The sequence below is a fragment of the Moritella marina ATCC 15381 genome, assembly GCF_008931805.1.
GTDB lineage: Bacteria > Pseudomonadota > Gammaproteobacteria > Enterobacterales > Moritellaceae > Moritella > Moritella marina.
This window is the reverse complement of sequence record NZ_CP044399.1, coordinates 4,041,625-4,067,130: the sequence shown is the minus strand read 5'-3', so window position 1 is coordinate 4,067,130 and position 25,506 is coordinate 4,041,625. Positions and strand designations below refer to the sequence as shown.

At 41.5% G+C, this 25,506-nt stretch carries 23 protein-coding genes and 3 tRNA genes; 10 read left to right on the top strand and 16 right to left on the bottom strand.

Going from position 1 to position 25,506, the window contains the following annotated elements; genetic code table 11:
• Nucleotides 1-5: 5 nt before the first annotated feature.
• The 4 genes from FR932_RS18275 to FR932_RS18260 all read right to left on the bottom strand — a co-directional run bounded on the left by FR932_RS18275 (nucleotide 6) and on the right by FR932_RS18260 (nucleotide 4,976).
• Nucleotides 6-82 (bottom strand) — tRNA-Pro (locus FR932_RS18275).
• Between the two features lie 203 nt (nucleotides 83-285).
• Entirely contained in the window at nucleotides 286-4,512 is a 4,227-nt protein-coding gene (locus FR932_RS18270) for a LamG domain-containing protein (protein WP_019628981.1), read from the bottom strand.
• Nucleotides 4,513-4,784: 272 nt separating this feature from the next.
• A tRNA-His gene (locus tag FR932_RS18265) sits at nucleotides 4,785-4,860 on the bottom strand.
• A gap of 39 nt (nucleotides 4,861-4,899) precedes the next feature.
• Nucleotides 4,900-4,976 (bottom strand) — tRNA-Arg (locus FR932_RS18260).
• Nucleotides 4,977-5,217: 241 nt separating this feature from the next.
• On the opposite strand from FR932_RS18260, the gene FR932_RS18255 reads away from it, so the two are divergent.
• On the top strand, nucleotides 5,218-5,637 hold the full coding sequence (locus tag FR932_RS18255; protein ID WP_019442409.1) for a c-type cytochrome: 420 nt from the start codon (nucleotides 5,218-5,220) through the stop codon (nucleotides 5,635-5,637).
• 172 nt (nucleotides 5,638-5,809) lie between these two features.
• Nucleotides 5,810-7,168: a bifunctional diguanylate cyclase/phosphodiesterase gene (locus tag FR932_RS18250; RefSeq protein WP_019628982.1), complete on the top strand. Its 1,359-nt coding sequence runs from the start codon at nucleotides 5,810-5,812 to the stop codon at nucleotides 7,166-7,168.
• A gap of 45 nt (nucleotides 7,169-7,213) precedes the next feature.
• On the opposite strand, the gene rep is transcribed toward FR932_RS18250, so the two are convergent.
• From rep to rpmB, 3 genes are all read right to left on the bottom strand, one after another.
• A complete protein-coding gene (rep, locus tag FR932_RS18245) occupies nucleotides 7,214-9,229 on the bottom strand; it encodes a DNA helicase Rep (RefSeq protein WP_019442411.1) in 2,016 nt (671 codons plus the stop codon).
• A gap of 124 nt (nucleotides 9,230-9,353) precedes the next feature.
• The gene (gene rpmG / locus FR932_RS18240) at nucleotides 9,354-9,509 is read right to left on the bottom strand and encodes a 50S ribosomal protein L33 (RefSeq protein WP_017222427.1); all 156 of its coding nucleotides are present in this window, start codon (nucleotides 9,507-9,509) and stop codon (nucleotides 9,354-9,356) included.
• An 11-nt stretch (nucleotides 9,510-9,520) separates the two neighbouring features.
• Nucleotides 9,521-9,757 carry a 50S ribosomal protein L28 gene (gene rpmB / locus FR932_RS18235; RefSeq protein ID WP_019442412.1) on the bottom strand — a complete coding sequence of 79 codons (237 nt, stop codon included), beginning with the start codon at nucleotides 9,755-9,757 and terminating at the stop codon, nucleotides 9,521-9,523.
• 348 nt (nucleotides 9,758-10,105) lie between these two features.
• Between rpmB and FR932_RS18230 the strand changes: the two genes are divergently transcribed.
• Nucleotides 10,106-11,326 (top strand): cysteine desulfurase, encoded by a 1,221-nt coding sequence (locus FR932_RS18230; RefSeq protein ID WP_019442413.1) that lies wholly within the window; start codon nucleotides 10,106-10,108, stop codon nucleotides 11,324-11,326.
• Between the two features lie 184 nt (nucleotides 11,327-11,510).
• A complete protein-coding gene (locus FR932_RS18225) occupies nucleotides 11,511-11,900 on the top strand; it encodes a YgiW/YdeI family stress tolerance OB fold protein (protein WP_019442414.1) in 390 nt (129 codons plus the stop codon).
• Nucleotides 11,901-11,942: 42 nt separating this feature from the next.
• On the opposite strand, the gene FR932_RS18220 is transcribed toward FR932_RS18225, so the two are convergent.
• Genes FR932_RS18220 through FR932_RS18210 form a run of 3 tightly spaced genes read right to left on the bottom strand, consistent with a single transcriptional unit; the run spans nucleotide 11,943 to nucleotide 14,328 of the window.
• Complete coding sequence (locus tag FR932_RS18220) at nucleotides 11,943-13,313, bottom strand: ATP-binding protein (RefSeq protein WP_019442415.1); 1,371 nt, start codon at nucleotides 13,311-13,313, stop codon at nucleotides 11,943-11,945.
• Complete coding sequence (locus FR932_RS18215; RefSeq protein WP_019442416.1) at nucleotides 13,310-13,969, bottom strand: response regulator; 660 nt, start codon at nucleotides 13,967-13,969, stop codon at nucleotides 13,310-13,312. Before FR932_RS18215 ends, FR932_RS18220 begins: the two co-directional genes overlap by 4 nt.
• Nucleotides 13,970-13,971: 2 nt before the next feature.
• Nucleotides 13,972-14,328, bottom strand: a complete 357-nt coding sequence (locus tag FR932_RS18210; protein ID WP_019442417.1) for a PepSY domain-containing protein — start codon at nucleotides 14,326-14,328, stop codon at nucleotides 13,972-13,974.
• 52 nt (nucleotides 14,329-14,380) lie between these two features.
• Between FR932_RS18210 and FR932_RS18205 the strand changes: the two genes are divergently transcribed.
• Together FR932_RS18205 and csdE are read left to right on the top strand one after the other, a co-directional pair.
• Nucleotides 14,381-14,635: a PepSY domain-containing protein gene (locus FR932_RS18205; RefSeq protein ID WP_019442418.1), complete on the top strand. Its 255-nt coding sequence runs from the start codon at nucleotides 14,381-14,383 to the stop codon at nucleotides 14,633-14,635.
• A gap of 56 nt (nucleotides 14,636-14,691) precedes the next feature.
• Complete coding sequence (csdE, locus tag FR932_RS18200; protein WP_019442419.1) at nucleotides 14,692-15,117, top strand: cysteine desulfurase sulfur acceptor subunit CsdE; 426 nt, start codon at nucleotides 14,692-14,694, stop codon at nucleotides 15,115-15,117.
• A gap of 155 nt (nucleotides 15,118-15,272) precedes the next feature.
• Here the strand turns inward: csdE and FR932_RS18195 are convergent, their stop codons facing one another.
• Nucleotides 15,273-16,484 carry an acetyl-CoA C-acetyltransferase gene (locus FR932_RS18195; protein ID WP_019442420.1) on the bottom strand — a complete coding sequence of 404 codons (1,212 nt, stop codon included), beginning with the start codon at nucleotides 16,482-16,484 and terminating at the stop codon, nucleotides 15,273-15,275.
• Between the two features lie 283 nt (nucleotides 16,485-16,767).
• Nucleotides 16,768-17,568, bottom strand: a complete 801-nt coding sequence (gene tcdA / locus FR932_RS18190; protein ID WP_019442421.1) for a tRNA cyclic N6-threonylcarbamoyladenosine(37) synthase TcdA — start codon at nucleotides 17,566-17,568, stop codon at nucleotides 16,768-16,770.
• A 167-nt stretch (nucleotides 17,569-17,735) separates the two neighbouring features.
• Here tcdA and FR932_RS18185 point away from each other — a divergent pair, with 167 nt between their 5' ends.
• Complete coding sequence (locus FR932_RS18185) at nucleotides 17,736-18,485, top strand: glutathione S-transferase N-terminal domain-containing protein (RefSeq protein WP_019442422.1); 750 nt, start codon at nucleotides 17,736-17,738, stop codon at nucleotides 18,483-18,485.
• A 205-nt stretch (nucleotides 18,486-18,690) separates the two neighbouring features.
• On the opposite strand, the gene ilvC is transcribed toward FR932_RS18185, so the two are convergent.
• Nucleotides 18,691-20,166 (bottom strand): ketol-acid reductoisomerase, encoded by a 1,476-nt coding sequence (gene ilvC, locus FR932_RS18180; protein ID WP_019442423.1) that lies wholly within the window; start codon nucleotides 20,164-20,166, stop codon nucleotides 18,691-18,693.
• 343 nt (nucleotides 20,167-20,509) lie between these two features.
• Here ilvC and ilvY point away from each other — a divergent pair, with 343 nt between their 5' ends.
• The 3 genes from ilvY (at nucleotide 20,510) to ubiK (ending at nucleotide 22,453) form a co-directional block, all read left to right on the top strand.
• Nucleotides 20,510-21,388, top strand: coding sequence for an HTH-type transcriptional activator IlvY (gene ilvY / locus FR932_RS18175; protein ID WP_019442424.1), 879 nt, complete (start codon nucleotides 20,510-20,512; stop codon nucleotides 21,386-21,388).
• A gap of 124 nt (nucleotides 21,389-21,512) precedes the next feature.
• Nucleotides 21,513-22,124, top strand: coding sequence for an LA_2272 family surface repeat-containing protein (locus FR932_RS18170; protein WP_019442425.1), 612 nt, complete (start codon nucleotides 21,513-21,515; stop codon nucleotides 22,122-22,124).
• A 92-nt stretch (nucleotides 22,125-22,216) separates the two neighbouring features.
• Entirely contained in the window at nucleotides 22,217-22,453 is a 237-nt protein-coding gene (gene ubiK / locus FR932_RS18165) for a ubiquinone biosynthesis accessory factor UbiK (RefSeq protein WP_019442426.1), read from the top strand.
• Between the two features lie 94 nt (nucleotides 22,454-22,547).
• On the opposite strand, the gene FR932_RS18160 is transcribed toward ubiK, so the two are convergent.
• Genes FR932_RS18160 through FR932_RS18150 form a run of 3 tightly spaced genes read right to left on the bottom strand, consistent with a single transcriptional unit; the run spans nucleotide 22,548 to nucleotide 25,361 of the window.
• Entirely contained in the window at nucleotides 22,548-23,624 is a 1,077-nt protein-coding gene (locus FR932_RS18160) for a potassium channel family protein (RefSeq protein ID WP_019442427.1), read from the bottom strand.
• 6 nt (nucleotides 23,625-23,630) lie between these two features.
• Nucleotides 23,631-24,497: an alpha/beta fold hydrolase gene (locus FR932_RS18155; RefSeq protein ID WP_019442428.1), complete on the bottom strand. Its 867-nt coding sequence runs from the start codon at nucleotides 24,495-24,497 to the stop codon at nucleotides 23,631-23,633.
• A 21-nt stretch (nucleotides 24,498-24,518) separates the two neighbouring features.
• Complete coding sequence (locus tag FR932_RS18150; RefSeq protein WP_019442429.1) at nucleotides 24,519-25,361, bottom strand: 23S rRNA (adenine(2030)-N(6))-methyltransferase RlmJ; 843 nt, start codon at nucleotides 25,359-25,361, stop codon at nucleotides 24,519-24,521.
• Nucleotides 25,362-25,506: the final 145 nt, after the last annotated feature.

Genomic DNA, 25,506 nt, shown 5'->3' with positions numbered 1-25,506 from the left:
CATAGTGGTCGGTGATAGAGGATTCGAACCTCTGACCCCCTGGTCCCAAACCAGGTGCGCTACCAAGCTGCGCTAATCACCGAACATACAAGTTAGAATGCATCATTCTTAACAAGTGTGCGCATTATAGATATTGTGTGTAAGTCTGCAAGTCTTTTTAACTAAAAATCACATATTTTGTTATTTTCAATTTAAAAGACATAAAATCGAACAGCACTAGTGTAAAAAACAATCAAACCAATAGTATTGTTGTCAAAACGATCAATGACTTCCTCGATTTAACGATTAGTTAAGTCGACGTCGATATATGAGTCTGTCATTACCACCGAATAGGCCAAATGTAGCGACAGCGGATGGGTTATCATTACCCCAACCATTCGTCATATCATTATCCCAATTATATTGCAGCCAATCTTGAGTATCATTAAGATCGTATAACACTCCTAGATTACCTTTTTTACCAACGCCCGGAGCTTCTAATTGAATCGCCCTTGTTTCACCAGCAAAAAATGTCCCTGTACCTCCTATCGATTTAGTAACAGTAGGGTCTAGATCCTCGATATCATAAGGTATAAGCTTGCCGTCATCATAGCCTAGACAATTATCATCGACAGAAACAATAAAATTATTACCATTATAATATTCAACTTGAAGTGGTTGAGTAAGATTTACCGTTTCAGGGCCAAAGCTATTTTTCAATATTAAGCGACCAAAGCGAATTTCAACAGTATTATCGACCGCACTATTAAATTTTGGCGTTTCGAAATATTCTTCGCCTGAAACTACATCAGTCGCTTTAAACGTGACCTCATCAGAGTCTTTAAACTCGTTAAATCGCAACTCAAAATTAGCTTGAAAAGGGGCTGTTTCACTATTTACATCACGGGTATAAACAAAATTATCATCTTGAGATAATGTGTATGTCAACACCCCATTTCCTAAATCAACGATAGTACCGAGGCTTGGGAGGTTACCCGTTAAAGCCAGACCATTAGAAAGGTCTCTCGCAGGAACATTAAAACTAATTTCATTCCCATCAGTTCCCAAAAACTTCAATTTAGCAAAGTCATCGGTATAATTTATAGTGGGATCACCCTGTGCGTTGTGGGCTGTGATTTTTAATTCTGGCTTAGTTAAATATGTAATCGCACCGATAGTATCATCCGTTTCATCCATTTGACCGCTATAAGCAAACGGGGAGTTAGCTCCACATGTTGCAAATAGTTCTCCGTGTTCAGCCACCGTTTGCTTAAAATGATCTGGTTTAAAACGGCCGATAGCAATTGCAGCAGCTTCAACCATCATATTTTCATCACCATAATTACGATCTCGTACACCGAGGTTAAGCAAACCTACTTCTGAATATGTCGCCTTATCATACGTCGATACACCAGTAACAAAACTAGTCAGATTAACATCTGTAAAAACGGGGTTAATACTAGACTGCAAGGTAGAGGTCGAGGCTGATGCATAACTAAAGTCACCATCAACACTTCCAGTCAATGTTGGGCCAGTACGCTCGAGTTTTAGCTGTATTTGTCCAGGGACATAATTCGGGGTAATAATATTATTAGCATTATAAGCACTCACGATAAGATCAAACCCCCCGCCTGCTTTATGAGTGGTAATTGCAGCTGCAGTAGCACCGTCTAAATTAATTGAACCCGATTTAGCGATTACGGCAAGTCTATCAGGGCTCACCCAGAATGGTTCACTACTACCGGATAATTGCACCGTACCATCATCATAACCAGCACGTAGCCGGATCTGTCCAGCATCCTGATACACAGGCGTTGGTATGATAGCAATACTCTTCAAGCCAAATGTAAGAGAGGTATTTGTTATCTTTTCACGTTTTGCAAGCGGGCTGTTATCTACATTAAAACGTAATCCATCAGTACCACCTGGAACGACATTTTCTTGCCACAAATTGATACTTTTCACACCGCTAAATAATCCCGTGCAAACACCATTGGTATCTTCTACAGCCTGGATTTTAAGTGCTTTAGGAAATTCAACACCCGCAATTTGATTAGGCATAGTTGTTTCATTTAACGCGCCAGAAAGAAACCTAAAACCAGCATTTGCAAATACTAAATCACAACTGGTAGAGCTACCATTAACACATACCGTCGAATTAGTACCTGCTGACGATAATGATAATGTCGTTAAATCATCGAATGTATAAGCAATGTTAGCAGTCCCTATACCAGCAACAAGATTAGCTGTATCTGTACTAGAGCGGCTACGAGGTCCTTTCGCGGTAACATCTAGCGTGACATCTTCACTGCTTAGTGTACAAGTACCATCATAGCTATTAGTACAGGCCTTAATGGTAATCTTCTCAGCTTCACAGGTTAGCCCTTGGCCGTCATGAATAATTTGATAATGATCTATTTTCGAAGGTTCAGAGGGACAAACCCTTTCAGTGCCGTCGTAGTTATTCCCCTTCAACTGATTAGTATAAATAGACCAGATCTCACTGGCCGATAACACCGAATCGAAAACCAGTAACTCATCGAGTTGCCCGCCAAAATACTTACTATTCTCAATTAGACCAATACTGGAAAAGGATGTATTAACCTTACCAGTATTCGAGGTAGAACTACGTTCAAGCTTACCGTTAACAAAAATCTGAACATCACCAATTAAGCTATCCCGAGTCAGCACCACGTGATGCCATGTATCATTATTAATGGAAGTGGTTGATACAGTGGGATCCCTCCTTAATTCATCTCCTTTTTGGATTCCAATATGGCCTGTTTGATCTAAATACCCCCAGAAAATATCATCCACACCGCCACTTTGTTCAATACCTAATATTCCAGGCGCTTGCCAAGCAGTATTACTGCCAGATTGATTGGTTTTAATCCAAAAAGAAAGACTTGCTGTACTGTTAAGATATGAACTGATTCCACTGACATCAATATAATCACCACGGCCATCAAATGTACCAGCGCGACACACTTTTCCCTCGCTGACAGATACAGTGTTTGCATTTCCCACTGCATGACCATCAAGTCCGGTATTCGAATTATCATCGACTTCGCCAGCCGTACCGTCCCAACTTGCTTCATCGAAACGGTATTCTAATACAGGTACGGCACAACTTCTTGTTGTGCCGTACACCTGAACTTCACCTAATTGCATACTGTTAGCGGAACGCTCTGTCTTAACGGTAGGGAAATATAGCAAGTAAGAACTATATGAAGAACTATTTGTAAACGAAATTGTTTGAGAATTAGTATCTAAGAGTCCGCTACCCCCCCCTGGATTTCGCGATGAGGGCAAAGCCAAGGGGCCTTCTGCTAACAGCGTAAAGGATGAAAGTGGGTTGGTGGTATCACTAATACTAGTGTTTGTCCCATACAATTTATAACTCGCAGGATCGCGAGATACGTTATCGTTTGCAGTCCAAAATTTAATTGAATCTACAACTGAACAGCCAATCGCAGGCGTAATAATGGCACCAGTATTAAGCTCACCAAAATTAAGATACTTCTGCCCTACGTCATCAATTAAATGTTCTGGGCCTTCATTACTTGGCCATTGATTATTTCCATTACCAGCCTTACCGATATGAAATTTAGTACCGTTTGATTGCCCTTTTAATTGGCCACCTAATATACCGTCTAAAGGAGAAAATATAGGCGTTTTCAGTGTCGCATCATCAATACTACAAAAACCATTAAAGTTAGCATATTCAATACTATCAGGTGCATATTTAACTGCCGCGTTAGCACCTAACGTAATCTTTTTGCCATTAATAGCTCCTGTGAAATCACTCGGACTTTTAAGATCCACCGTTTTATCTGTATAAATAAAACCTTTAAAATTAGCATTACTGCCAAATTTGATATCATTATATGCAATTAATACGAGCTGGTCAGGAGAACCATTAACATTAAAGTAAGTAGGTGAACTTTCAAACTCAGGATCTTTAATGATTAAGGTAACGTTATCGTCACCATTAATAATCATCTTAGTGTTCGAGCCTATACTAAGTTTTTCGATCCAATAAACACCTTCATCAAAGATAAGTGTTGTTTCAGAATTCGTTGAGATTAACTCTTTAATTTTTGTCGTTCGGTTATTTATTTTAAAATGTGCAGTTGATTGAAAAGCCAATTCAATCTTCTCGTAGTTACCTTGAAGAAACTCACGAGTCTGGCCTTGTGCTACCGAGCGGTTTTTGCTTGAATTAGATTGCTTGAATGATGGTAAATTCAATGACTGAGATCGCAACCTTGAATCTTCACAGATATAACCGTTACAACGAGGTGGGATATTCTCATTTTGCTCAACGCCAATATCAAGATTTCCCTCTATAGTCCCACTCAGCGTGGCATCCCAGTTTAGTTCAGCCTCTCCATCATTGTAAGGAGATGACAACACCGTGGGAAAAACATCAATACAGCGCGCAGCTATTGCATTTATCGAGGTCAATAAAAGCAGGCTCGTAACGGCTACTTTTAGGCATAATAAACTCGTCTTTACCATATTGGTCATCATTTTGCTCTCTTACATTGTGCCGACCAATAAGGTTCGAGCTACGATAAATTTAGGCATAATCCATATTACACGGGACTACTCGCCATCTTAACAGGCCAAATTAAAACCTGATATGACGCCTTTAAGAAATGCGATATGGACCAATCCAAAGGCCGTGATATTTTGATTCAGCTAAAGCCTTTCGGCAATAAATTTTTGATTGTAGAATATTTAAAAGCAAAAAGCCCGTAACACATTGAAGCATTACGGGCTTTTCTAAATCTGGTAGATAATGGGGCGACTGAAGGGGATTGAACCCTCGACAACCGGAATCACAATCCGGGGCTCTACCAACTGAGCTACAACCGCCATTTATCATTCATTACACAACGACTATAATAACTATAGTGGTGCGTCCGAGAGGAGTCGAACCTCCGACCTCACCCTCCGGAGGGGCGCGCTCTATCCAACTGAGCTACGGACGCATAAACAATATCTTACGTCCAACAACGGAACTCGTCTAGGCAAATTCGGTTATTCGGTCGGAAAATGTCGTATCACCACGTAGCCTGTATCTTTTATAACCAAGTAAAATGCAACAAACACTGTTACAACTATTTAACCTAAGGCTAGGTAAGGATATAATGCCCGGCAGTACTAGGGATTAATTATAACAAAAGTCACCCACTGACTAACAATACCATTAATTAGGGAGCTAAAAAGAGCATGCATAAACTACGAAATATTCTAATCACTTTATCAGCATCATTGCTATTTGCATTCACAGTAAACGCAGGTCACAACTCTGCAGAATCAATTGCAGAACGTATTGCTCCTGTTGGCCAAGTATACCTTCCAGGTGAACTTACTCCTGTTGTAGCTAAGAGTTCAACACCAGCAGCACCACGTACTGGCGAACAAGTTTATACAGCGACTTGTAATATGTGTCATGGTAGTGGTCTTGCAGGCGCGCCAATTAAAGGTAATGCAGATCAGTGGGCACCACGTATTGCACAAGGCAAAGACACATTATATCGCCACGCGATCGAAGGCTTAAATGGTGTAATGCCGCCACGTGGTACTTGTGCTACCTGTTCTGATGATGAACTACATGCAGCTGTTGATTACATGATCCAAGGTCTATAACACGAATACAGAGTCATGCCATAACAAAAAATTATAGCGCTAAGCCGTTATAAGGTGCAGACTTTTGATAGAGCCACTAATTTATTTAGTGGCTTTTTTTGACCCACAGTTATCCACTGCTAGACTTTATCACTATAAGACTTAGTTTTTTTAGTGATTAAAGACCATTAGGATGCCAATTGTGAACAAGGATCGTCTTTCAGTACATCAGCAACCACATAATACTAAGCTCATCAGTTTGGCTTTGTCTCATTCATTGCGCACTCAGCGGGCTCTATTTCTAACCCAGCTTAAATCGGCACTACAACTATTACAACATACCCAACAACGTTTTGTGTTATTGCTGATAAAAGTAGATAACATCGCCGAAGTAGAACGTAACTTTGGCAGTGATCTCAGCAATAAATTAATTACCTCTATCCGAGACCACTTGCTGTCATTAACTTCGAGCAATGATTGTTTAGTCAATTTACAGGGTGATGAATTCGCGTTACTAAAAACAGATATTAGCGATGCCGATAGCGCCGTAGACCTGGCTAAAGAGATCCAATCACAGTTTCGCTTTAGCTTTCAGGTGAGTCACTATAAAATCCTCTGTACTAGTAGTATCGGTATTAGTTTGCAGCAAGCGCCACACTCGGTTAGTCAGGTACTAAAAGATGCCGATATCGCCCTAAAAAATGCACAACAGCAGGGTTTAGGTCATTATCACTTGTCCACAGCGCTACCAACACCAAGTCAGAACCCCCGCGCCATACAGCAACAAGAAAAACTCACTCGCGCGATCATTAACAATGATATACAGCCTTACTACCAACCGATTATTCAATTAAACAGCAACCAACTCATAGGTTTTGAAGTCATTGCGCACTGGCATGAAGAAAGTCAGTATAATCAGGCAACCAGTGATAATGACCGTAATTTTATCTCACTAGCAGAGAACACCGATATTATCATCGCCCTCGATTTGCATATTATTTACCAAGCCTGTTTACAACTAAAAAAATGGCATGACTCACACGCAGATAATCAACAAATAATGTTAACCATGAATTTATCCGCCAAGCACCTGATTCTGGATGGTGCTGTTGAACATTTAATTTTCATTATCCAGCAACAACAAATACCACCGAGTTGCCTGGTGCTTGAGTTTAGAGAACACCAATGCATGGCATACAATAAATATTGCATCCGCGCACTGGAGAAATTACGCCAAGTCGGAGTGCAAGTAGGATTAGATGATTTTGGTAGTGGTTTTAGCTCACTCAATGCCTTCTTTAAATATCCCATTGATTTCGTGAAAATAGACAGCCATTTTACCAATCGCATGTTGATGTCAAAAAAGGACTTATCCTTGATTCGCGTGATCAGAGATATTAGCCATGATATGGGCTTCAAAGTAATTGTCGAAGGCATTGAAAATAAGCAGCAGCACGTCAAACTTGTGGAGTTAGGCTGTGAGTTTGGTCAAGGTAATTATATCGCAAAACCGATGGACTATAGGCAGGTCAATCGCTTATTAGAGATCTAATAAGCGATTGACCTAAGCTGTATTTATTAATGCGACTTATTAACATTACTTATTAAAGAGCGCTCTAAGATTGGCGACACCACGTTTACCCTTCGCTTGCTTTTCTACTGGCGAATCTGCTTTTTTACGTAAATCCCACTCTAGATCATCTTGTGGTAGCTCTAACAAGAAACGACTCGGTTCAGGTTTAACCACTTCACCAAATTGACGACGCTCCTTACATAACATCATGAACAGTACTTTCTGTGCTCGAGTGATCCCCACATACGCTAAACGACGTTCTTCTTCAACATTCGGATCATCATCAATCGAACTCTGATGTGGCAAGATACCCTCTTCCATACCGACCATGAACACATACGGATATTCCAGACCTTTAGAAGCATGATACGTCATCAACTGCACTTGATCAGAATCGTCCTCATCTTCATTACGCTCTAGCATGTCGCGCAACGTTAATCGAGTCACCACTTGTGCCAACGTCATCTCTTCATCAAGATCATCACCTTTGAGCATTTCTGTTACCCAACGATATAACTCAGAGACATTCTTCATGCGCATTTCAGCCGCTTTTGCACTGGTACTGGTTTCGTATAGCCAATCTTCGTAATGAATATCACGCACCATGTCTCGCACAGCATCAATACTATCACTACGTTGCTCTTGATCTGCAAGTTCAACTAACCAACGCGTAAAGCCACGCACAGCCAATAAACCACGCCCAGTTAATGTCTGTTCAAGTCCCATTTCAAAACTAGCAGCGAATAAGCTGATATTACGTAGGTTGGCATAATTACCGAGTTTTTCTAACGTCGTCGGGCCAATCTCACGACGCGGCACATTTACAACGCGCAAAAACGCATTATCGTCATCCGGATTCACTAATAAACGTAAGTACGCCATCATGTCTTTGATCTCGGCGCGCGAGAAGAATGAGGTACCGCCACTGATTTTATATGGAATACGGTTAGTCATTAATGCTTTTTCAAATAATCGCGATTGATGATTACCACGGTATAAGATCGCATAATCTTTGTATTCACTGCGAGCCATGAACTTGTGTGCGAGCAGCTCAGACACGACTTTTTCAGCTTCATGCTCTTCGTTTTTAGTGGTGAATACTTTAATTGGCTCACCATAGCTAAGCTCACTGAATAAGCGTTTACTAAACTCATGCGGGTTATTATCAATTAAGATATTGGCGGCTTTTAAAATACGCTGCGTCGAACGGTAGTTTTGCTCGAGCTTCACCACTTTCAAACCAGGAAAATCATTTTGTAGTAACGTCAGGTTTTCAGGTCGTGCGCCACGCCATGAATAAATAGACTGATCATCATCCCCTACCACGGTAAATTTAGCGCGCTGGCCTACGATCAGTTTCACCAATTCATATTGGCTGGTATTAGTATCTTGATACTCATCCACCAATAAATAACGGATCTTATTTTGCCAGCGTTCACGCACCTCATCATTCAAGCGTAATAACAACGTCGGCATCATGATCAAATCATCAAAGTCCAACGCATTATAGGCTTTCATGTGACGGAGGTAATCGTCGTAACACTGAGCAAATAATTTGTCTTGTGGCATCTGCGCACGGGCAATTGCTTGTGGCGGCAGTACCAACTCATTCTTCCAATTCGAAATAGCGCTGCGCAACTGATCGATAAGTTCTTTATCTTCTTCTAAGGTCTCTTGTGTCAGCTCTTTTAATAACGCTAATTGGTCTTGATCATCAAACAGGGTAAATGCCTGTTTGATACCTAAGGTTTTATATTCTTTACGAATAATGTTTAGCCCTAAGGTATGGAATGTTGACACCATCAAGCCTTTAGCTTCTTTTTTACCTAACGTCTGAGCGATACGCTCTTTCATCTCACGCGCCGCTTTATTAGTAAAGGTGACCGCGGCAATATTCTTAGCGTCATAACTGCAGTTCTGCACTAAGTGCGCAATTTTGGTGGTAATTACACGCGTTTTACCGCTGCCAGCACCAGCAAGTACCAAACATGGACCAGAAATATATTTAACAGCTTCATCCTGACGGGGATTCATTTTCATAAGGGCAACACCAGACTAAAACATTAGGAAAAGAAGGAGAGATTAGATTGTAGCAAAATTTACATACAAAAATGCCAGTTATAAATAACTGGCATTTTTTATACATCAAAAACGCAATCAAGTATTACTTGATTTTGCCTTCTTTGTAGATAACGTGCTTACGAACAACTGGATCAAACTTTTTGATTTCCATTTTTTCAGGCATGTTTTTTTTGTTCTTATCTGTAGTATAGAAGTGACCTGTACCAGCAGATGAATTCAAACGAATTTTATCGCGCATAATCTAGTTCCTTAAACCTTAACACCACGGGCACGCATTTCAGTTAAAACTGAATCAATACCTTTCTTATCGATAATACGCATACCTTTAGCAGTAAGACGTAATTTAACAAAGCGGTTTTCGCTCTCAACCCAAAAACGGTGTGAATGTAGGTTTGGCAAGAAACGGCGACGAGTGCGGTTTTTTGCGTGAGAAACGTTGTTACCAACAGCTGGTTTTTTACCAGTGACTTGGCATACTTTTGACATAGTGTGCTCCAATAACTTCAAATATAAGTGTCTACATAGTCGCATTTGAAGCTACTAGGTATACTTTTAAAGCTCGGTTTATACAGTAAAGCCAAACACAAATCAATAATAGTGCAAAATATCACCATCTTTAACCGCAAATAAATCGTGCTAAAAACAGACTATAGCGGTGACTTTGTGAGCACAAATGCAATAAAACAGTTTAAAAGCTAAAAAAAAGGCCAAAAACAAGCAATAAAAATTAAATCATAATAATTGCAAAAACTATTTCAATTCGCCGAAATGTACAAATGCGTAAGGCGTTATTTCAGGTTATAATCCCCACTCCTTGATAGTGAGTTTACCACCATGCTTAGCGATATTGAATTAATTAACCTCCGACAACAATTCCCGGTATTATCCCAACAAGTAAACGATCATCCGTTAATTTATTTGGATAACGCAGCCACCAGTCAAAAGCCATTATCTGTGCTTGAGGCAATTAATACCTATTATCGTGACATCAACGCTAATGTCCACCGTGCATCACATGCATTAAGTGCGCAAGCAACGTCAGCTTATGAAAATGCCCGTGATATCTGTGCACAATTTATTAACGCCAATAGCAGCAAAGAAATCATCTGGGCACGCGGTACTACCGAAGCCATTAACTTGATTGCCAATTGCTTAACGACCAGTATTCAGACTGGCGATGAGATCATTATTTCGACCTTAGAGCATCACGCTAATATCGTACCTTGGCAAATGCTCGCCCAACGCACCGGCGCGATCATCAAAGTTATCCCGCTGTTACCGTCTACAGACCTCGATATACAAGCCTATAAACAGCTCCTGAGCGCTAAAACCAAATTAGTGGCTGTAAGCCATGTCTCCAATGCGATCGGTACGGTAAACCCAATTGAGGAGATAATAACGTTAGCCAAACAGGTTGGTGCCAAGGTATTAATCGACGGCGCACAAGCGATTTCCCATTGGGACGTCGATGTACAAGCCTTGGGATGTGATTTTTATGTGTTCTCTGGACATAAAATGTATGGTCCCACTGGCATCGGTGTACTCTGGGGAAAAGAGGACGTCCTAAATCAACTGCCGCCTTGGCAAGGGGGCGGTGAAATGATTAAAACGGTGAGTTTTGAGCACACGACTTATAACGAATTACCGTTTAAATTTGAGGCGGGCACCCCGAATATTGCCGGCGCTATCAGCCTCGCTCGTGCCATGAAATTTTTAAACAGTTATGACCGTCAAGCATTAGCAAGGCACGAGGCAGCACTGCTAGCTTACACCACAGCTGAACTGAAAAAGATGCCACGCATTAAAATTATTGGCTCACCGCAGCACCGCGCAGGTGGCGTTAGTTTTATTATTGGTGACGCCCATAATGGCGATGTCGGTATGTTACTCGATTTACAAGGTATCGCCGTACGTACTGGACATCACTGCGCGCAGCCCTTGATGCACAGCCTAAAACTATCCGGCACCATTCGCGTTTCGTTAGCCATTTATAATACAAAAGCAGAAATCGATTTTTTCATTAAGGCATTAGATGAGCTACTCGATTTACTCTAAATATGGACGATAACCAGTAAGCTAAAAAAGCCTCTCCGAACATGTACTGAATATGAACAACACACTCAGCTTGTATTCAGTATCAATGTTGTTTAATAGCATCATCAACATTGATTAGAACGCTGCTAATAACCATTACAGCAATAACAACACACGAAAACCACCGGTTTTCAGGAGATTTAAGATGCTAAAGAAAACAATTATCGCACTCGCAGCAACGATCGTTATGTTACCAACATTGGCGATGGCAAAAGGTAATGACCATGATGATGATCACAACAAACAATCGATTCATTACACTGGCCCAGCAATGAACGTGACGACAGTAGCGGAAAACCGAGAAAATATAGGCCGTTTCAGCGAAGCTAACGTGGTATTAGAAGGTCAATTAATCCACCAAATCAGCGCAGATAAATATATGTTCGCCGACGCGACAGGCCAAGTTATTGTTGAACTTGACGATGATATCAAGCTACCAGTAGCCATTGATAACAACACCAAGCTACGCATATTTGGTGAATTTGAAGGTGGTTCAACACCTGAAGTCGAAGTAGAAAGCATTAAACTTTTATAATATCGACGCTTTATAATATCAGGCCATTATAGGACCAAACGTTTATAAACGGTTACGTAGCGGCAGTGCTAATTGCGCAGCTAAACCACCAAGTGATGCGCGCTGTAACACCAGCTTGCCTTGATACATCCGCGCCATTTCTGCTGCGATATTAAGCCCCAGACCGTGACCTGGGGTTTGTTCATCTAAGCGTTGACCACGATCCAATACCAGCTGACAATCTGCATCACTCATACCTGGACCATCATCCGCAATCGTCATTTGCAGTAAACCATCTACCACAACAGCAGAAATAACAATACGCGAGGTCGCCCACTTATAGGCATTCTCAATCAAATTACCGGCCATTTCATCAAAGTCACGGCCATCAACAGCAACTGTTAACGCCTCGTCAAAGGTAAGTTCAACAGCAATATTACGACTGGCATACAAACGTGAAAAAGCCGACACGGCACTCCTACATTGTTGGTGCGGGCTACATTTAGCGCCTAACAACTGCTTCGCGGCTATTTGCGAAGATGATAAATGGTATTCAATATGTTGGCGCATTTGCTGGAGCTGTTGTTGCAACAAAGGCCGCTGTGGCGGTTGCGGCAGAGCCAGTTCATTTTGCATAATACTCAAAGGTGTTTTTAATGCGTGGGCCATATTACCGGCATTGGTACGTGCCTTTTCTAGCAACTGCTGATGATGGTCCAACAAACGGTTAATATCTTTGACCAACGGGTCGATTTCTTGAGGATAATGGTGTTGAAAATGCGCTTTATCGCCGTTTTCAATTTCAGCCAACTCTTTACGCAATGTCGTCAGAGGCCGTAGACCCCAAGTTAATTGCAGCAAAATCAAAAGCATAACAGCTAGCGCCAATAGACCTAGGCCTATGAGTAAACTACGATTAACCCCCTGTAATGCCAGCGCTAAGCTGCTACTTTCTTGTGCCACAGAAACCCAAAAAAACATTTCACTATCAGGTAATTTGACTTTTTGCTGCAACACCATAAGCGCTTTGCCAGTGGGGCCATCAGTCACAAAATCATCAAGACCAAATTCATTATTCAGATGACTAAAGGTCAGTTTTTTTTCCCATAATGAACGCGAGCGTTTTAACACCTTATTATCGGTTTGAATTTGCCAATAAAGTCCCGAATAAGGTTGGTTAAATCGCGGTTCAGATAAGGAACTAATCGGCATGATATCAAAGGGAATATATCGATTAGCAGAGTCGAGCGTGGGTGGTTGCACTTCAAGGCGACTTAATAATTCATCTAACGATAAGGTTAATTTGGTCACCAATTCGCTACGTAGATAGTCTTGCATGTAACGCTGCACGGTAAATCCAGTGATCAGGATCAGCACCACGCAACAGCCACCTGCTGCAAACAATAATCTATTTTTTAATGAAAAACGTTTCAATCCTGCGCGATCCTATAACCTAATCCACGTACCGTTTCGATCATTTTACTGCCGATTTTTTTGCGTAATCGACCGACAAAGACTTCAATAGTATTGGAGTCACGATCAAAATCTTGCGCGTAAATATGTTCAATTAAGGTAGCTCGAGAGACTACTTGGCCAAGGTGGAGCATTAAATAACTCAGCACTTTAAACTCATGAGCCGTCAGCGTCACACTCAAACCAGCATTAGTGACTGTTGATGCAGAGATATCTAAACGGATATCGCCAACGGTCACAATCGATGATGCTTTACCTGCTGCGCGGCGCACTAAAGCCTGTAAACGCGCAACTAATTCACCCATTTGGAAAGGCTTCGCAAGATAATCGTCAGCCCCCGCATTCAGGCCTTCAATTTTTTCATGTAATAACGACCTCGCGGTAAGAATAATAACCGGCATCGTCAGATTTTCAGCCCGCCATTTTTTTAATACCGTTAAACCATCAACTTTAGGCAAACCGAGATCGAGCACCACCGCATCGTAAGTTTCGGTCGAGCCCATAAAATGCGCTTCTTCACCATCATAAGCACAGTCAACAATAAAGCCCTGCTCGGTTAATTGTTGCTGCATTTGTTGGGATAATTGCGGTTCATCTTCAACGATTAATACTTTCATACTTACCTATTCTGATTAAAAAAACGTTCAAGTTTATGACCTTTAATCGCTAATAAGCGGAATGTTTTAGCGTCAAAGTCTGCTTTAACGACATTACGATCGGCATCGAGAATTTTGATTTCGTATATCCAAATATCATCTTCGCTGTAATCATCGTCTTTTTCGAGTTCGACTTTAATTACTCGGCCGTTAAAGTCACGTTCAATAATAGCGAGTAAATCAATAAACGGACTGATCTCTTTCGCTTCCACCGCAGCCGTGACTTCGTCAAGATCTTCTTCGTATTCAATATGCGGCATTGCCACACTCTGCCATGACATAAAGATTAACATGACAGTTAATAAGATTCGTGTTTTCATAGGTTCTAGAGTACCGTTGTTTAAATGAATAGAACATTAACAGGGTCTAATTTTGCTAAAATATTATTATTTAATACTGATTTTACTCAGCCCAGTAACGCTTGCTAATCCAGTACATGATCAGCCAGAAAAAACCATAGCGCAAGTGATTGAACTGCTTGTTGAACACGGTTTTCATGATATTTCTAAAGTTGAATTTGATTATGACGATAACCGCTATGAAATTAAAGCGCGTAACGCTAACAACGAAAAAGTTGAAATAGAACTGACGACCACAGGTCAATTTATCTCAGTCGAAGAAGATTAATTTTACCCTGCCAGAGTAAACTCTGGTCACTAATACAAGCATACCCAGGAATACGCATGACCGATTTCTCGTCAAGTCCATTTGGCAATACCATCACCAGTACCGATGTGCTAACGTTATTAACAGCGCAAAGCGGCTGGCAAAATAAATACCGTCAATTAATTCAACTCGGTAATAAGATCCCAGCATTAAGTGATGATTATAAAATAGCAGAAAATCAAATTAAAGGCTGCGAAAGCCAAGCTTGGTTAGCCTTGCACTGCGATAATGACGAGCGATTATGGTTTGGCTTAGATTCTGATGCGCGTATTGTTAAAGGTTTAATGGCAGCATTACTAGCCGCAGTGAACGGTAAAACCCGTGCCGAGATCGCCGCGTTTGATGTCGATGATTACTTTGCACAATTGGGCTTTATGCAACAGCTTAGTCCATCTCGAGGCAACGGTTTAAAAGCCGTTATTGCAGCGATTAAAGCGGCTTAAAGTTAACATGACTATCTAACATACCGCTAAATGAATTGATTCCGCAAACCGCTCAAGACATCCGCGTTGTCTTAAATAAAGGCGCTTAAACAAGGGCATCCATGCCCTTGTATGTTTGCGCCACCAATATCATTTAGTTAATTAATTTAGCGTGTTTATCTCTGCAAGTTTTTAACGATCAACGCCGTACCCATACCACCGCCAATACACAACGATGCTAAACCATAATCAACGCCACGTTTTTGCATTTCGTGTAATAGCGTCACGGTAATACGACCACCCGATGCACCTAAAGGATGACCCAGCGCGATAGCACCACCGTTAACATTAGTCTTATCGGCAAACCAATCCATATCGACATTGTGCTCTTGCGTCAGGTTAGTCATCACCCCTAATGCTTGCGCAGCAAAGGCTTCATTAAGCTCTAGCAATTGCATTTGCTCTAATGACATGTCTGCACGTTTCAATGCTTGCTCAATTGCAGGAACAGGCCCTAAGCCCATCACTTGCGGATCAATGCCACCTTGACCGTAAGCAATCAACTCTGCCATCGGTTCTAAACCGTATTTTTCTACCGCAGCAGCAGAGGCTAAGATGATCGCCGCCGCGCCATCGTTAATACCAGATGCATTTGCCGCCGTCACAGAACCGTCCGCTTTAAATGCTGGGCGCAGTTTAGCTAAGCCTTCTACACTGGTATTATCTTTTGGATATTCATCCGTCGCAAAGCTTTGTGTTTGACGACGCACTTTAATTTCCACAGGTACAATCTCGTCAACGAAACGTTCAGCGGCGATAGCTGCAACCGCTTTATGCTGGCTACCCACTGCAAACGTATCTTGTTGTTCACGAGTTAAACCAAACTGATCAACGATATTTTCCGCTGTCATGCCCATGTGGTAATTATTAAATACGTCCGTTAGTCCATCGTTGATCATGGCGTCGACCATGGTCATGTTACCCATTTTAGAACCAAAACGGGTTTTAGCAGGCATCAAATAAGGAATGTTAGACATGCTTTCCATGCCTGCAGCAACAACGATATCTGCATCACCCGCTTTAATGTGCGCAGCACCGTCCATGATGGTTTTCATGCCGCTACCACAAATCATATTCAACGTATAAGCAGGGACACTAGCAGGAATACCCGCTTGCATTGCGGCTTGACGGCCCGGTCCCATGCCTTGACCAGCACTAATCACATTACCAACAATCACTTCATCAACGTGCTCAGGATTAACCTTGGCAGCAGCTAATGCGCCTTTGATTGCCGTTGCACCTAACGTAGCCGCATCGACACCAGCTAAGCTGCCACCAAAACTACCAAGAGCCGTACGCTTTGCTGCAACAATAAATACTTTACTCATACCTTGTTTCCTTACTTGATGTGATCAGTTTTGTTATTCAAACATATGTTTAAATAGTATCACAAGTTATTAACATAACCGAACTTCACACGTTTAAACGTGAACGAACATGGTAAGGCACGAGCAGAATAATGAGGGTTCGGCTTGAAAAAAAGGAAATAGAATGGGGTTATAAATACAATAAAACCAGCGAATACAAGGTGTATGCACTGGTTTCAATTTCGTTGAACAGAATTGGTTAAACGCGTTAATTAACAACTGATTAAACAGTTTATTCAAAACCTTATTCAGGTCGATAACGGGCTTCTCGTTCGGCTAATTTTTTCAATACCCGCGATGCTGCGATTAAACCAAAGCTCGCAGTTACCGCAGTTGAAGAGCCAAAACCACTAGAACAATCCATGCCTGTTGCGCCATCAAGAAAGTTCTTGGTCGAACACACTTCGCCATCAGTTCCTGGGTAAATTAATTGCTCGGTAGAGAATACACACTCAATACCAAAGCGACTGGTTGGATTCTTGCTAAAGTTATGTAAACGGCGCAGATCAGAGCGTACTTTCGCCGCTAATGGATCTTGATGTGTACGAGATAAATCCAGCACTTGAATTTGCGTTGGGTCGATTTGTCCTCCCGCCGCGCCAATGGTAATACATTTAATCTTTTTACGATTGCAGTGCGCTAGTAATGCCGTTTTTGAACGTACACTATCAATCGCATCAACCACATAATCGAAGTCTTTGCTGATGTGCATGCCGACTTCATCAACCGTAATAAAATCATCGATTGGCGTCACGATGCATTCTGGATTAATGGCTCGAATACGTTCAGCCATTACATCGATTTTCTGCTTACCGATAGTGTCTTTTAAAGCATGAATTTGACGGTTAGTATTAGTCACACAAATATCATCCATGTCGATGAGGGTGATCTTGCCGATACCCGAACGCGCTAAAGTTTCAGCCGCCCAAGACCCCACACCACCAATACCAATCACACATACATGTGCTTGACTAAAAAATTGCAGTGCTTTAGCGCCATATAAACGCGCAATACCACTAAAACGATTGTCATATTCAGCTGACATACCTTACCCTAAATCAAGCAAAAAACGCATTATACTGATTCAGTCCCATAACACAAAGTTTGCAGTCAATAACACTTTCATCAGAATCGTATTATTGTCCGCCAGACTAGACAGCTTTTTCAAATTTGTGCATTTAAAATGAGGTTTTACCTTAACGGATTTACGCTATGTTTAATCTACTGACTTCTGCACTGGCTTCACAAACACGTTTATGGGCTGGCACCAAAGCAGCCAAAACCACGATCAATGAGCAAGATCCGTTAATCATGTATGACAACGAAGCCGACCCACTATGTCGCTTAGTACGTGAAGCAATTTCAGAATTGAACTTAGATGTACTCATTATTCCTTGTCCACAAGGCGGCGAGCGCCACAAGCAACAACTACAAGAAATGTATAGCACAGATAGAATCCCCTTCTTGATTGATAAGAATACCCAGACTATCTTAAATTCTGCGTCTGAGATCATTACTTATTTATACAAGCATTATGGTAATTGCAGCGCACCGATCCGATTACGCGCCAACCTGTTTAACTATGCGAGCTCAACAACAGCATCGTTAATTCGCTTTAATGCCGGTAAGACCAAAACACCAGCAATCGAACCAACTGATCCGTTGGTTTTATATAGCTTTGAAAGTAGCCCTTACTCACGCCCAGTACGTGAAACCTTGTGTGAATTAGAACTGCCGTATTTGTTGGTGAACTTAGGCAAACAAAGCTTTGGTGAACTGGGTCCTGCAACAAGACGCTTAAGCCCTGGTGAATACACACCGTTACCAGAAACCAAGCGCAGTGCATTTTTTGCGGAACACGGCACAGTACAAGTACCGTTCTTGAAAGATCCTAATACCGATGTGGATATGTTTGAGTCAAAAGCGATAGTGAAGTATTTGATCGCGACTTACGCGCTTTAGACTGCTCCCCGCCTGAATAACAGTAAGAGTGTATAAACATTTGTTATACATTCTTACTACTAACAAAACGCGGATAAATACCGCTTGTAGTCAGAACTTACCTGAAAATAAATATCACTTCTGACATCCAAACACAAAAAAGCCCGGTAAACATCGTCATGCTTACCGGGCTATATCAACTAAACCTTGATGCTTACATCAGGTATTAGCCAACGATTTTTTTCATGTCTGACATGTAGCCACGCAGTTTCTTACCGATAACTTCTACAGGGTGATTACGAATTTCTTCGTTCACGTCGATTAGACGTGCATTATCAACACTGTTAGATTCAGCAGCGAATGCAGAACCCATCAATTCAGTTGGTAGCGCATTTACGTAGTCACGTAGTTGTGGACCCGCTTCGTGAGCAAATAGATAACAACCGTATTCAGCTGTATCAGAGATAACAACGTTCATTTCATATAAACGCTTACGTGCAATCGTATTGGCGATTAACGGCGTTTCATGTAGTGACTCGTAGTATGCAGACTCATCAACGATACCAGAAGCAACCATGCTTTCGAATGCGAGTTCAACACCCGTTTTAATCATAGCTACGAATAATGTACCGTTGTCGAAGAATTCTTGTTCGTCAATAACGATGTCTGATTCTGGGTAGTTCTCGAATGCAGTTTCGCCAGTCTCTTTACGCCATTTAAGCAGGTTAACGTCATCGTTTGACCAGTCAGCCATCATCGTTGATGAGAAGTGACCAGTGATGATGTCATCCATGTGCTTTTCGAATAATGGGCGAAGCGTTGTTTTCATTTCTTCAGCCATTTCGAACGCTTTAATTTTAGCAGGGTTAGATAGACGATCCATCATGTTAGTGATGCCACCATACTTAAGTGCTTCAGTGATTGTTTCCCAACCAAACTGAATCAATTTACCTGCGTATGCTGGTGACTTACCGTCAGCAACCATTTTATCAAATGCTAGGATTGCGCCTGTTTGTAACATACCGCAAAGGATAGTCTGCTCACCCATAAGGTCAGATTTAACTTCAGCAACAAACGAAGACTCAAGTACGCCAGCGCGATCGCCACCTGTAGCCGATGCGTATGCTTTAGCAATCGCAAGACCGTCACCTTTCGGGTCATTTTCTGGGTGAACAGCGATTAGTGTTGGAACACCGAAACCACGTTTGTATTCTTCACGTACTTCAGAACCAGGACACTTAGGTGCAACCATTACTACTGTAATGTCTGAACGAACTTGCATGCCTTCTTCAACGATGTTGAAACCGTGCGAGTAAGCAAGCGTTGAATCTTTCTTCATCAACGGCATGATCGTTTCAACAACATTTGAATGCTGTTTATCAGGAGTAAGGTTTAATACTAGATCCGCTTGTGGGATTAAGTTTTCGTATGTATCTACAGCGAAACCATTTTCAGATGCATTTAGGAAAGATTGACGTTTTTCAGCAATTGCTGCGCCACGTAATGCATAAGAAATATTAAGACCAGAATCACGCATGTTTAGGCCTTGGTTAAGACCTTGCGCGCCACAACCGACTACTACTATGTTCCAATCTTTAATGAAGTTACAACCGTCAGTGAATTCACTGCGATCCATAAAACGACATTTGCCAAGTTGCTCTAACTGTTGGCGTAAGTTTAAAGTGTTAAAATAGTTAGCCATGTTGCTCTCCATGAGAATTTAATAATTAAAATGTGCCATCACAACTCCAGTGATGCGCTATGTATTCACTATATGCTAAGTTACTCATTGCTGGAAATGATATATTTACAATACAGTGTTGCACTTTCTGCAACGTAACCATTTTTACAATGCAAATCAGGTTAATATCAGGTTTTAAAATAGTGAAGTAGAGACTGTTCATACAAATATTTCACAAATTAAAGAATAAACAGTTTTTTACCCTATTTTAGCGCTAGTCGTTTTTTTGAAAAAAAAGATTAGCCACAATAATAAAGCTAATAATAACAATAAATAAACCCTATACGGTCAGGAAAAAGCCAATATGGACATTCGCTCACTACAACTTTTTTTACATTTAGCCACGACATTGCACTTTGGTAAAACCGCAGAGGCGATGCATGTCAGCACGTCGACACTGACGCGCACTATGCAACGATTAGAAGAATCCGTCGGCAGCCAAATCTTTACCCGTGATAATAGATCCGTCGCATTAACGGAAAGTGGCAAACGCCTGCGCAGTTTTGCTCAGCATACTCTCGAGAACTGGACGCAACTGAAAGCCGATCTAAGCTGCCACAGTGGCGAGCTCGATGGTGAGCTTAAAATTTTCTGCTCAGTCACCGCTGCCTACAGCCATTTACCGCCTATATTAGACAAATTCCGCTTACTACACCCAAATGTAGAGCTAAAGCTGATCACGGGTGATGCTGCAATGGGCATGCAACTCGTTGATGAAGAAAGCATTGATATTGCCATTGCTGCGCATCCAGACCAAATATCTAACCGCTTAAAGTTTGTCGAAATAGCTAAAGTACCCCTGTCCATCATAACCCCGGTGATCTCCTGCCAAGTACAACAGCAGATCATGCAGGATAATATTGATTGGAACTCTGTGCCGTTTATCTTGCCAGAACACGGCCCTGCGCGTAAACGTATTGATAAATGGTTTAAGCAGATGAAGATAAAACCGAGTATTTATGCCACGGTCGCTGGTCATGAAGCGATTGTCAGCATGGTGGCGCTAGGATTAGGCGTCGGTATTGCCCCTGCCGTAGTGGTTGATAATAGCCCCGTTCGCGATCGGGTATTAACCTTTGAGAACAGCAATAAAATTGAGCCTTTTGATCTGGGCTTATGCTGTCAGCGTAAGCGCTTTGACGAACCGGTGATCACTGAATTTTTTAGCATGGTCAAGCCCTAAGGCATTATCAGCGCCGCAGTCAACGTTGATGAGATCAAAATAAAATATGATTAAGACCCGCGGACGAATTCCGTTATAATCGAGCACACGCTATTACCCTCATCATTGTTAATATGGAGTTTTCATGGGATTCAAAAAAATATGTTTGGCAATGCTGGCCACATTAAGCCTAAGCCAGGCTGCAATTGCCAATGAACTACCAGCGCAATTTTCGACAGTTGGCCTTAACGCACCAGCAGGCCAAGACGTTGATGGTTTCCGCCTTGCCCTCTTCCATGGTCAAACAGAAACAGTACAAGGTTTTGATATGGCGGTATTAGGTTTATCCGAAGTCGATAAACTTGAAGGTGTCAGTTTCAACTTGTTACTTGGCGCAAGTAAAGTAAATAAAGAATTCTCAGGGGCATCATTCAGCTTGTTCAACTGGCATTTAGGCCGTGATACCGGTTTTAACATGGCGTTAGTGAATAATACTCATCATGTTAAAGGCGTTAATTTGGCCATGGTCAATTTATCAAAAACTGTCGCTGGCGCCAATATCGGCCTAATAAACTACAGTGATCGATTATCATTGGTGGATTTTGGTGTGATGAATTATGCCAAAACAGCAAAGTTTCAAATTGGTATTTTTAATATGACCGAAAATTTGCAAGGTTTGCAGATCGGTTTATTAAATTATGCAGAAAACGGTGTCGTCAAAATATTACCGCTGATCAATTTTCAGCAGTCATTTTAGGTCGATTAATCGATAATTAAAATGCTAGACTAACACCAAGAACATTAACGTCTCATTAAGACGAGTTAAACTCAATCGCAATTAGGTGCCGTATGATCAAGCCACAAAAATTAGAAGAAATCGCGAAGCAAATACATGAATCATTACCAACGGGTGTAAAGTCGTTAGGCTCAGAAGTTGAAAAGAAGATCCATCAAGTATTGCAATCACAGCTAAACAAACTTGATCTAGTTAACCGTGAAGAGTTTGAAGTACAAACTAAAGTGTTATTACGCACTCGTGAAAAATTAGCGGCGCTAGAAGCACGTTTAACTGAACTAGAAAAATAGTTCATCCATCTGATACTGTTAGTACAAGCTATGATTAACATACAATATAGCTAACAGTATCAGGTATTCCCTTTCTCCCTATTCTTCGCTAAAGCTATTTTTCTATTTTCAGCAGTAACACATCAACCCAATTGATCTCTTGCTTACGGATCCGCTCATTGGCGATATAATGTAGTACTTGCCCAGCATACAGCTGCGTATTCATGCCTGGATTTAAGTTAAAACAGCTACCTTTTTCATCATCAGCAATCGCCATCAAAGTCATGCCGTATTTTTCGCGCAATGGCTGAAACACATCGCCGACGGTCATTTCCGGTATATTGTCTAAAGTTAAACAATAAAGCGTCGCTTCATCTAGTGTTGAAAAAAGTTGCTCATGCAGAATACTCGCGCCGGGTGATTGCATAGTACGCACTAGAATTTCAGCGTGACGAGAACTTGCACACTCAACATTAGGGCAATGTGCGCGCAGCAATTCAGCTTTACTTTCTTCATGAAAGTAAGCACTGATATGCGCCTGTTTCGAAGCGTGTGATGACGCACTTAATGCCATCGATAACGTCATTTCATCATTCTCTCCATCGACAATAATCGAGCTCGCTTGCGCCATGGCAATACGGGTTAACTCATCTTGGTCGGTGAATGATTCGAGTTGCGCAAATTCAACATCTAACATGTGTGGAAACGGATGGCTCATCTCGCGTTCCACACATAAAATAATTTTGCGCTGGTGACGCTTTTTGTCTGCAAGGATCAGTTCTAAAATCCGTTTGGTGCGGTGTGCACGCCAACCTAAAATTAAAATATGATCGCTGTACGTACTAAAATCTTTTTTTCCGTTCATACCTTTCCTTGCTATAGCGACAATGGTTTGCGTTGTTTTACCAATCGCAGCACCAAAAATTAATAACCCAAATGGGATCTGAATGAGCGCAACAACCAACTGGCCATTGGGCGTGCTTGGCGAAAGATCACCAAAACCAACCGTAGAGATCACGACCACGGTATAATAGAAAAAGGTTAAAGGATCGGTGAGTGTGGTTTCATTACTTAACCACAACAATCCCCACACAACGGCTAAGTAGCTACAAAAAATCAAAAATAAATTAGCCCAACGTAACTCAGCAGTGAGTTTGCGCAAGGCTAAACTAATCAATCTGGATATATACATATAGGCCTAATCTTTATGGGAAACTAACTGCTGACGAATCATTTCAGCTGTTTGCACCGGTTGCTCTAATGGGAACAAATGTCCGCCTTCGACTTCAATCAATTTAATGTGTGGCTGCTTACGTAATAAACGCGTCATCGCTTGTGCTGATAAGGTGTCAGAATTACGCCCTCTGATCACCACCGTATCCGTCGTTAATTTATTAATACTCGACCACGCCCAAGGTACGGTTTGATAAATAGTAGCTTCCCAATCACGGCTATAACTTAATTTGAAACCGTCATCTGCTTGGTATAAACCTTCAGCCATGTAATCGGCTAATACACTGTCAGAAATACCTTTAAAGCCACGGACTTTACGATGAAAATTGAATCCCTGCTGCGGATCTGTAAACGTATCTGGACGCCTTAATGTTTTTTCAACTAACGGCAATTTTTTACGTAAAAAACCAGGCAAATTACGCATTACCCAAATAAGGTGAGGTTCAAGGATCACAGGGTCGAGCAGAATGAGTTGCTTTACTTTGTCGGGTTCACGTACCGCACAAATAATACTGATTAACCCCCCCATCGAATGACCGACAAGGGTGATAGGTTCTGGCTGAGCTGCAATAAACCGACAGGCATCATCAATCATTAATCGCCAGTTATCGAAGTTTTCTGGCACAGGTAATGGCCATAAAGGGCGCTGATAGACAGCACTGACTTTATATTCATCAGTCAGTGGTTTTAGCATTTGCTGATACATAGCAGGAGGAAAACCATTGGCATGAAAAAAGACCAGATGTTCACCCTCACCACCAATATGCTTAGCAGGTAAGCCTTCTGCCACATTTCCTTGTGCTGTTAATTGCTTTGCTATCCATTGCTTCATAACTTACCTATCTATTAAAGTTTATTCAGGTACTAACCATTCTAAACGGAAAGAAGCGTCTTTATCTTGCGCTAACTCTTTTGTTAACCAAGGTAATAATTCTTCCATTTGTGAGTACAATTTCCACGGAGGGTTGATCACAACCATACCAGTACCAGTCATACCACGTTCGCTAGTATCGCCTTTAACGCATAATTCGATAAGCAGAATTTTCTTAATGCCGGTACCAACAAAATCACGTAGTAAACGATCGATCGTACGACGTTCGATCACTGGATACCATAACGCATATGTACCCGTAGCAAAACGACGGTAAGTGCTGGCAATTTCTTGTACAACCTGACGGTACTCAGATTTAATTTCATATGATGGATCAAGTAACACTAAACCACGCTTATTACGGCCAGGTAGCAAGGCTTTTAGTCCATCGTAGGCATCTTTCTGATGTACGCGCGCTTGGCGATCACCAGCAAACTCTTGCTCTAAGAATTTCACATCCGCAGGGTGCAACTCTGTCATTTGCATACGATCTTGTTCACGTAACAATAATCGTGCAACTAACGGTGAACCTGGATAATGTTTCAATTTCGAGGTTTTATTTAACTGCTTAATCACATTTAAATAAGGAATTAATGGCGCAGGCACTTCGCCTTGCTGCCAAATACGGGCAATACCATCAACGTACTCTGCAGTTTTTTCAGCGTGTGCACTCGATAAACTATAACGACCCGCAGCAGAATGGGTATCGTGATAAATAAAAGGGGCATCCTTTTGTTTTAACGATTCTAAGATCAGTACTTCAACAGCGTGTTTAAGTACATCTGCAAAGTTGCCAGCATGAAAGCTGTGACGGTAGCTCAGCATAATATTTTCCAATATAAAAAGAATGGGATTAATGGACTAAGGGTATCATTGTTTAGTTAAACTAGCCTATTAATTCGCTGACAATGGCCCCTAGGTAAAGGCATAGATAAGAATGGAGAAGATAAAGAGGCTCGACTGTAACTCT

Coding starts and splice junctions, on each gene's coding strand:
- FR932_RS18270 (WP_019628981.1), bottom strand. CDS start 4,512: ATGATGACCAATATGGTAAAGACGAGTTTATTATGCCTAAAAGTAGCC.
- FR932_RS18255 (WP_019442409.1), top strand. CDS start 5,218: ATGCATAAACTACGAAATATTCTAATCACTTTATCAGCATCATTGCTA.
- FR932_RS18250 (WP_019628982.1), top strand. CDS start 5,810: ATGCCAATTGTGAACAAGGATCGTCTTTCAGTACATCAGCAACCACAT.
- rep (WP_019442411.1), bottom strand. CDS start 9,229: ATGAAAATGAATCCCCGTCAGGATGAAGCTGTTAAATATATTTCTGGT.
- rpmG (WP_017222427.1), bottom strand. CDS start 9,509: ATGCGCGATAAAATTCGTTTGAATTCATCTGCTGGTACAGGTCACTTC.
- rpmB (WP_019442412.1), bottom strand. CDS start 9,757: ATGTCAAAAGTATGCCAAGTCACTGGTAAAAAACCAGCTGTTGGTAAC.
- FR932_RS18230 (WP_019442413.1), top strand. CDS start 10,106: ATGCTTAGCGATATTGAATTAATTAACCTCCGACAACAATTCCCGGTA.
- FR932_RS18225 (WP_019442414.1), top strand. CDS start 11,511: ATGCTAAAGAAAACAATTATCGCACTCGCAGCAACGATCGTTATGTTA.
- FR932_RS18215 (WP_019442416.1), bottom strand. CDS start 13,969: ATGAAAGTATTAATCGTTGAAGATGAACCGCAATTATCCCAACAAATG.
- FR932_RS18210 (WP_019442417.1), bottom strand. CDS start 14,328: ATGAAAACACGAATCTTATTAACTGTCATGTTAATCTTTATGTCATGG.
- csdE (WP_019442419.1), top strand. CDS start 14,692: ATGACCGATTTCTCGTCAAGTCCATTTGGCAATACCATCACCAGTACC.
- FR932_RS18195 (WP_019442420.1), bottom strand. CDS start 16,484: ATGAGTAAAGTATTTATTGTTGCAGCAAAGCGTACGGCTCTTGGTAGT.
- tcdA (WP_019442421.1), bottom strand. CDS start 17,568: ATGTCAGCTGAATATGACAATCGTTTTAGTGGTATTGCGCGTTTATAT.
- FR932_RS18185 (WP_019442422.1), top strand. CDS start 17,736: ATGTTTAATCTACTGACTTCTGCACTGGCTTCACAAACACGTTTATGG.
- ilvC (WP_019442423.1), bottom strand. CDS start 20,166: ATGGCTAACTATTTTAACACTTTAAACTTACGCCAACAGTTAGAGCAA.
- ilvY (WP_019442424.1), top strand. CDS start 20,510: ATGGACATTCGCTCACTACAACTTTTTTTACATTTAGCCACGACATTG.
- FR932_RS18170 (WP_019442425.1), top strand. CDS start 21,513: ATGGGATTCAAAAAAATATGTTTGGCAATGCTGGCCACATTAAGCCTA.
- ubiK (WP_019442426.1), top strand. CDS start 22,217: ATGATCAAGCCACAAAAATTAGAAGAAATCGCGAAGCAAATACATGAA.
- FR932_RS18160 (WP_019442427.1), bottom strand. CDS start 23,624: ATGTATATATCCAGATTGATTAGTTTAGCCTTGCGCAAACTCACTGCT.
- FR932_RS18155 (WP_019442428.1), bottom strand. CDS start 24,497: ATGAAGCAATGGATAGCAAAGCAATTAACAGCACAAGGAAATGTGGCA.
- FR932_RS18150 (WP_019442429.1), bottom strand. CDS start 25,361: ATGCTGAGCTACCGTCACAGCTTTCATGCTGGCAACTTTGCAGATGTA.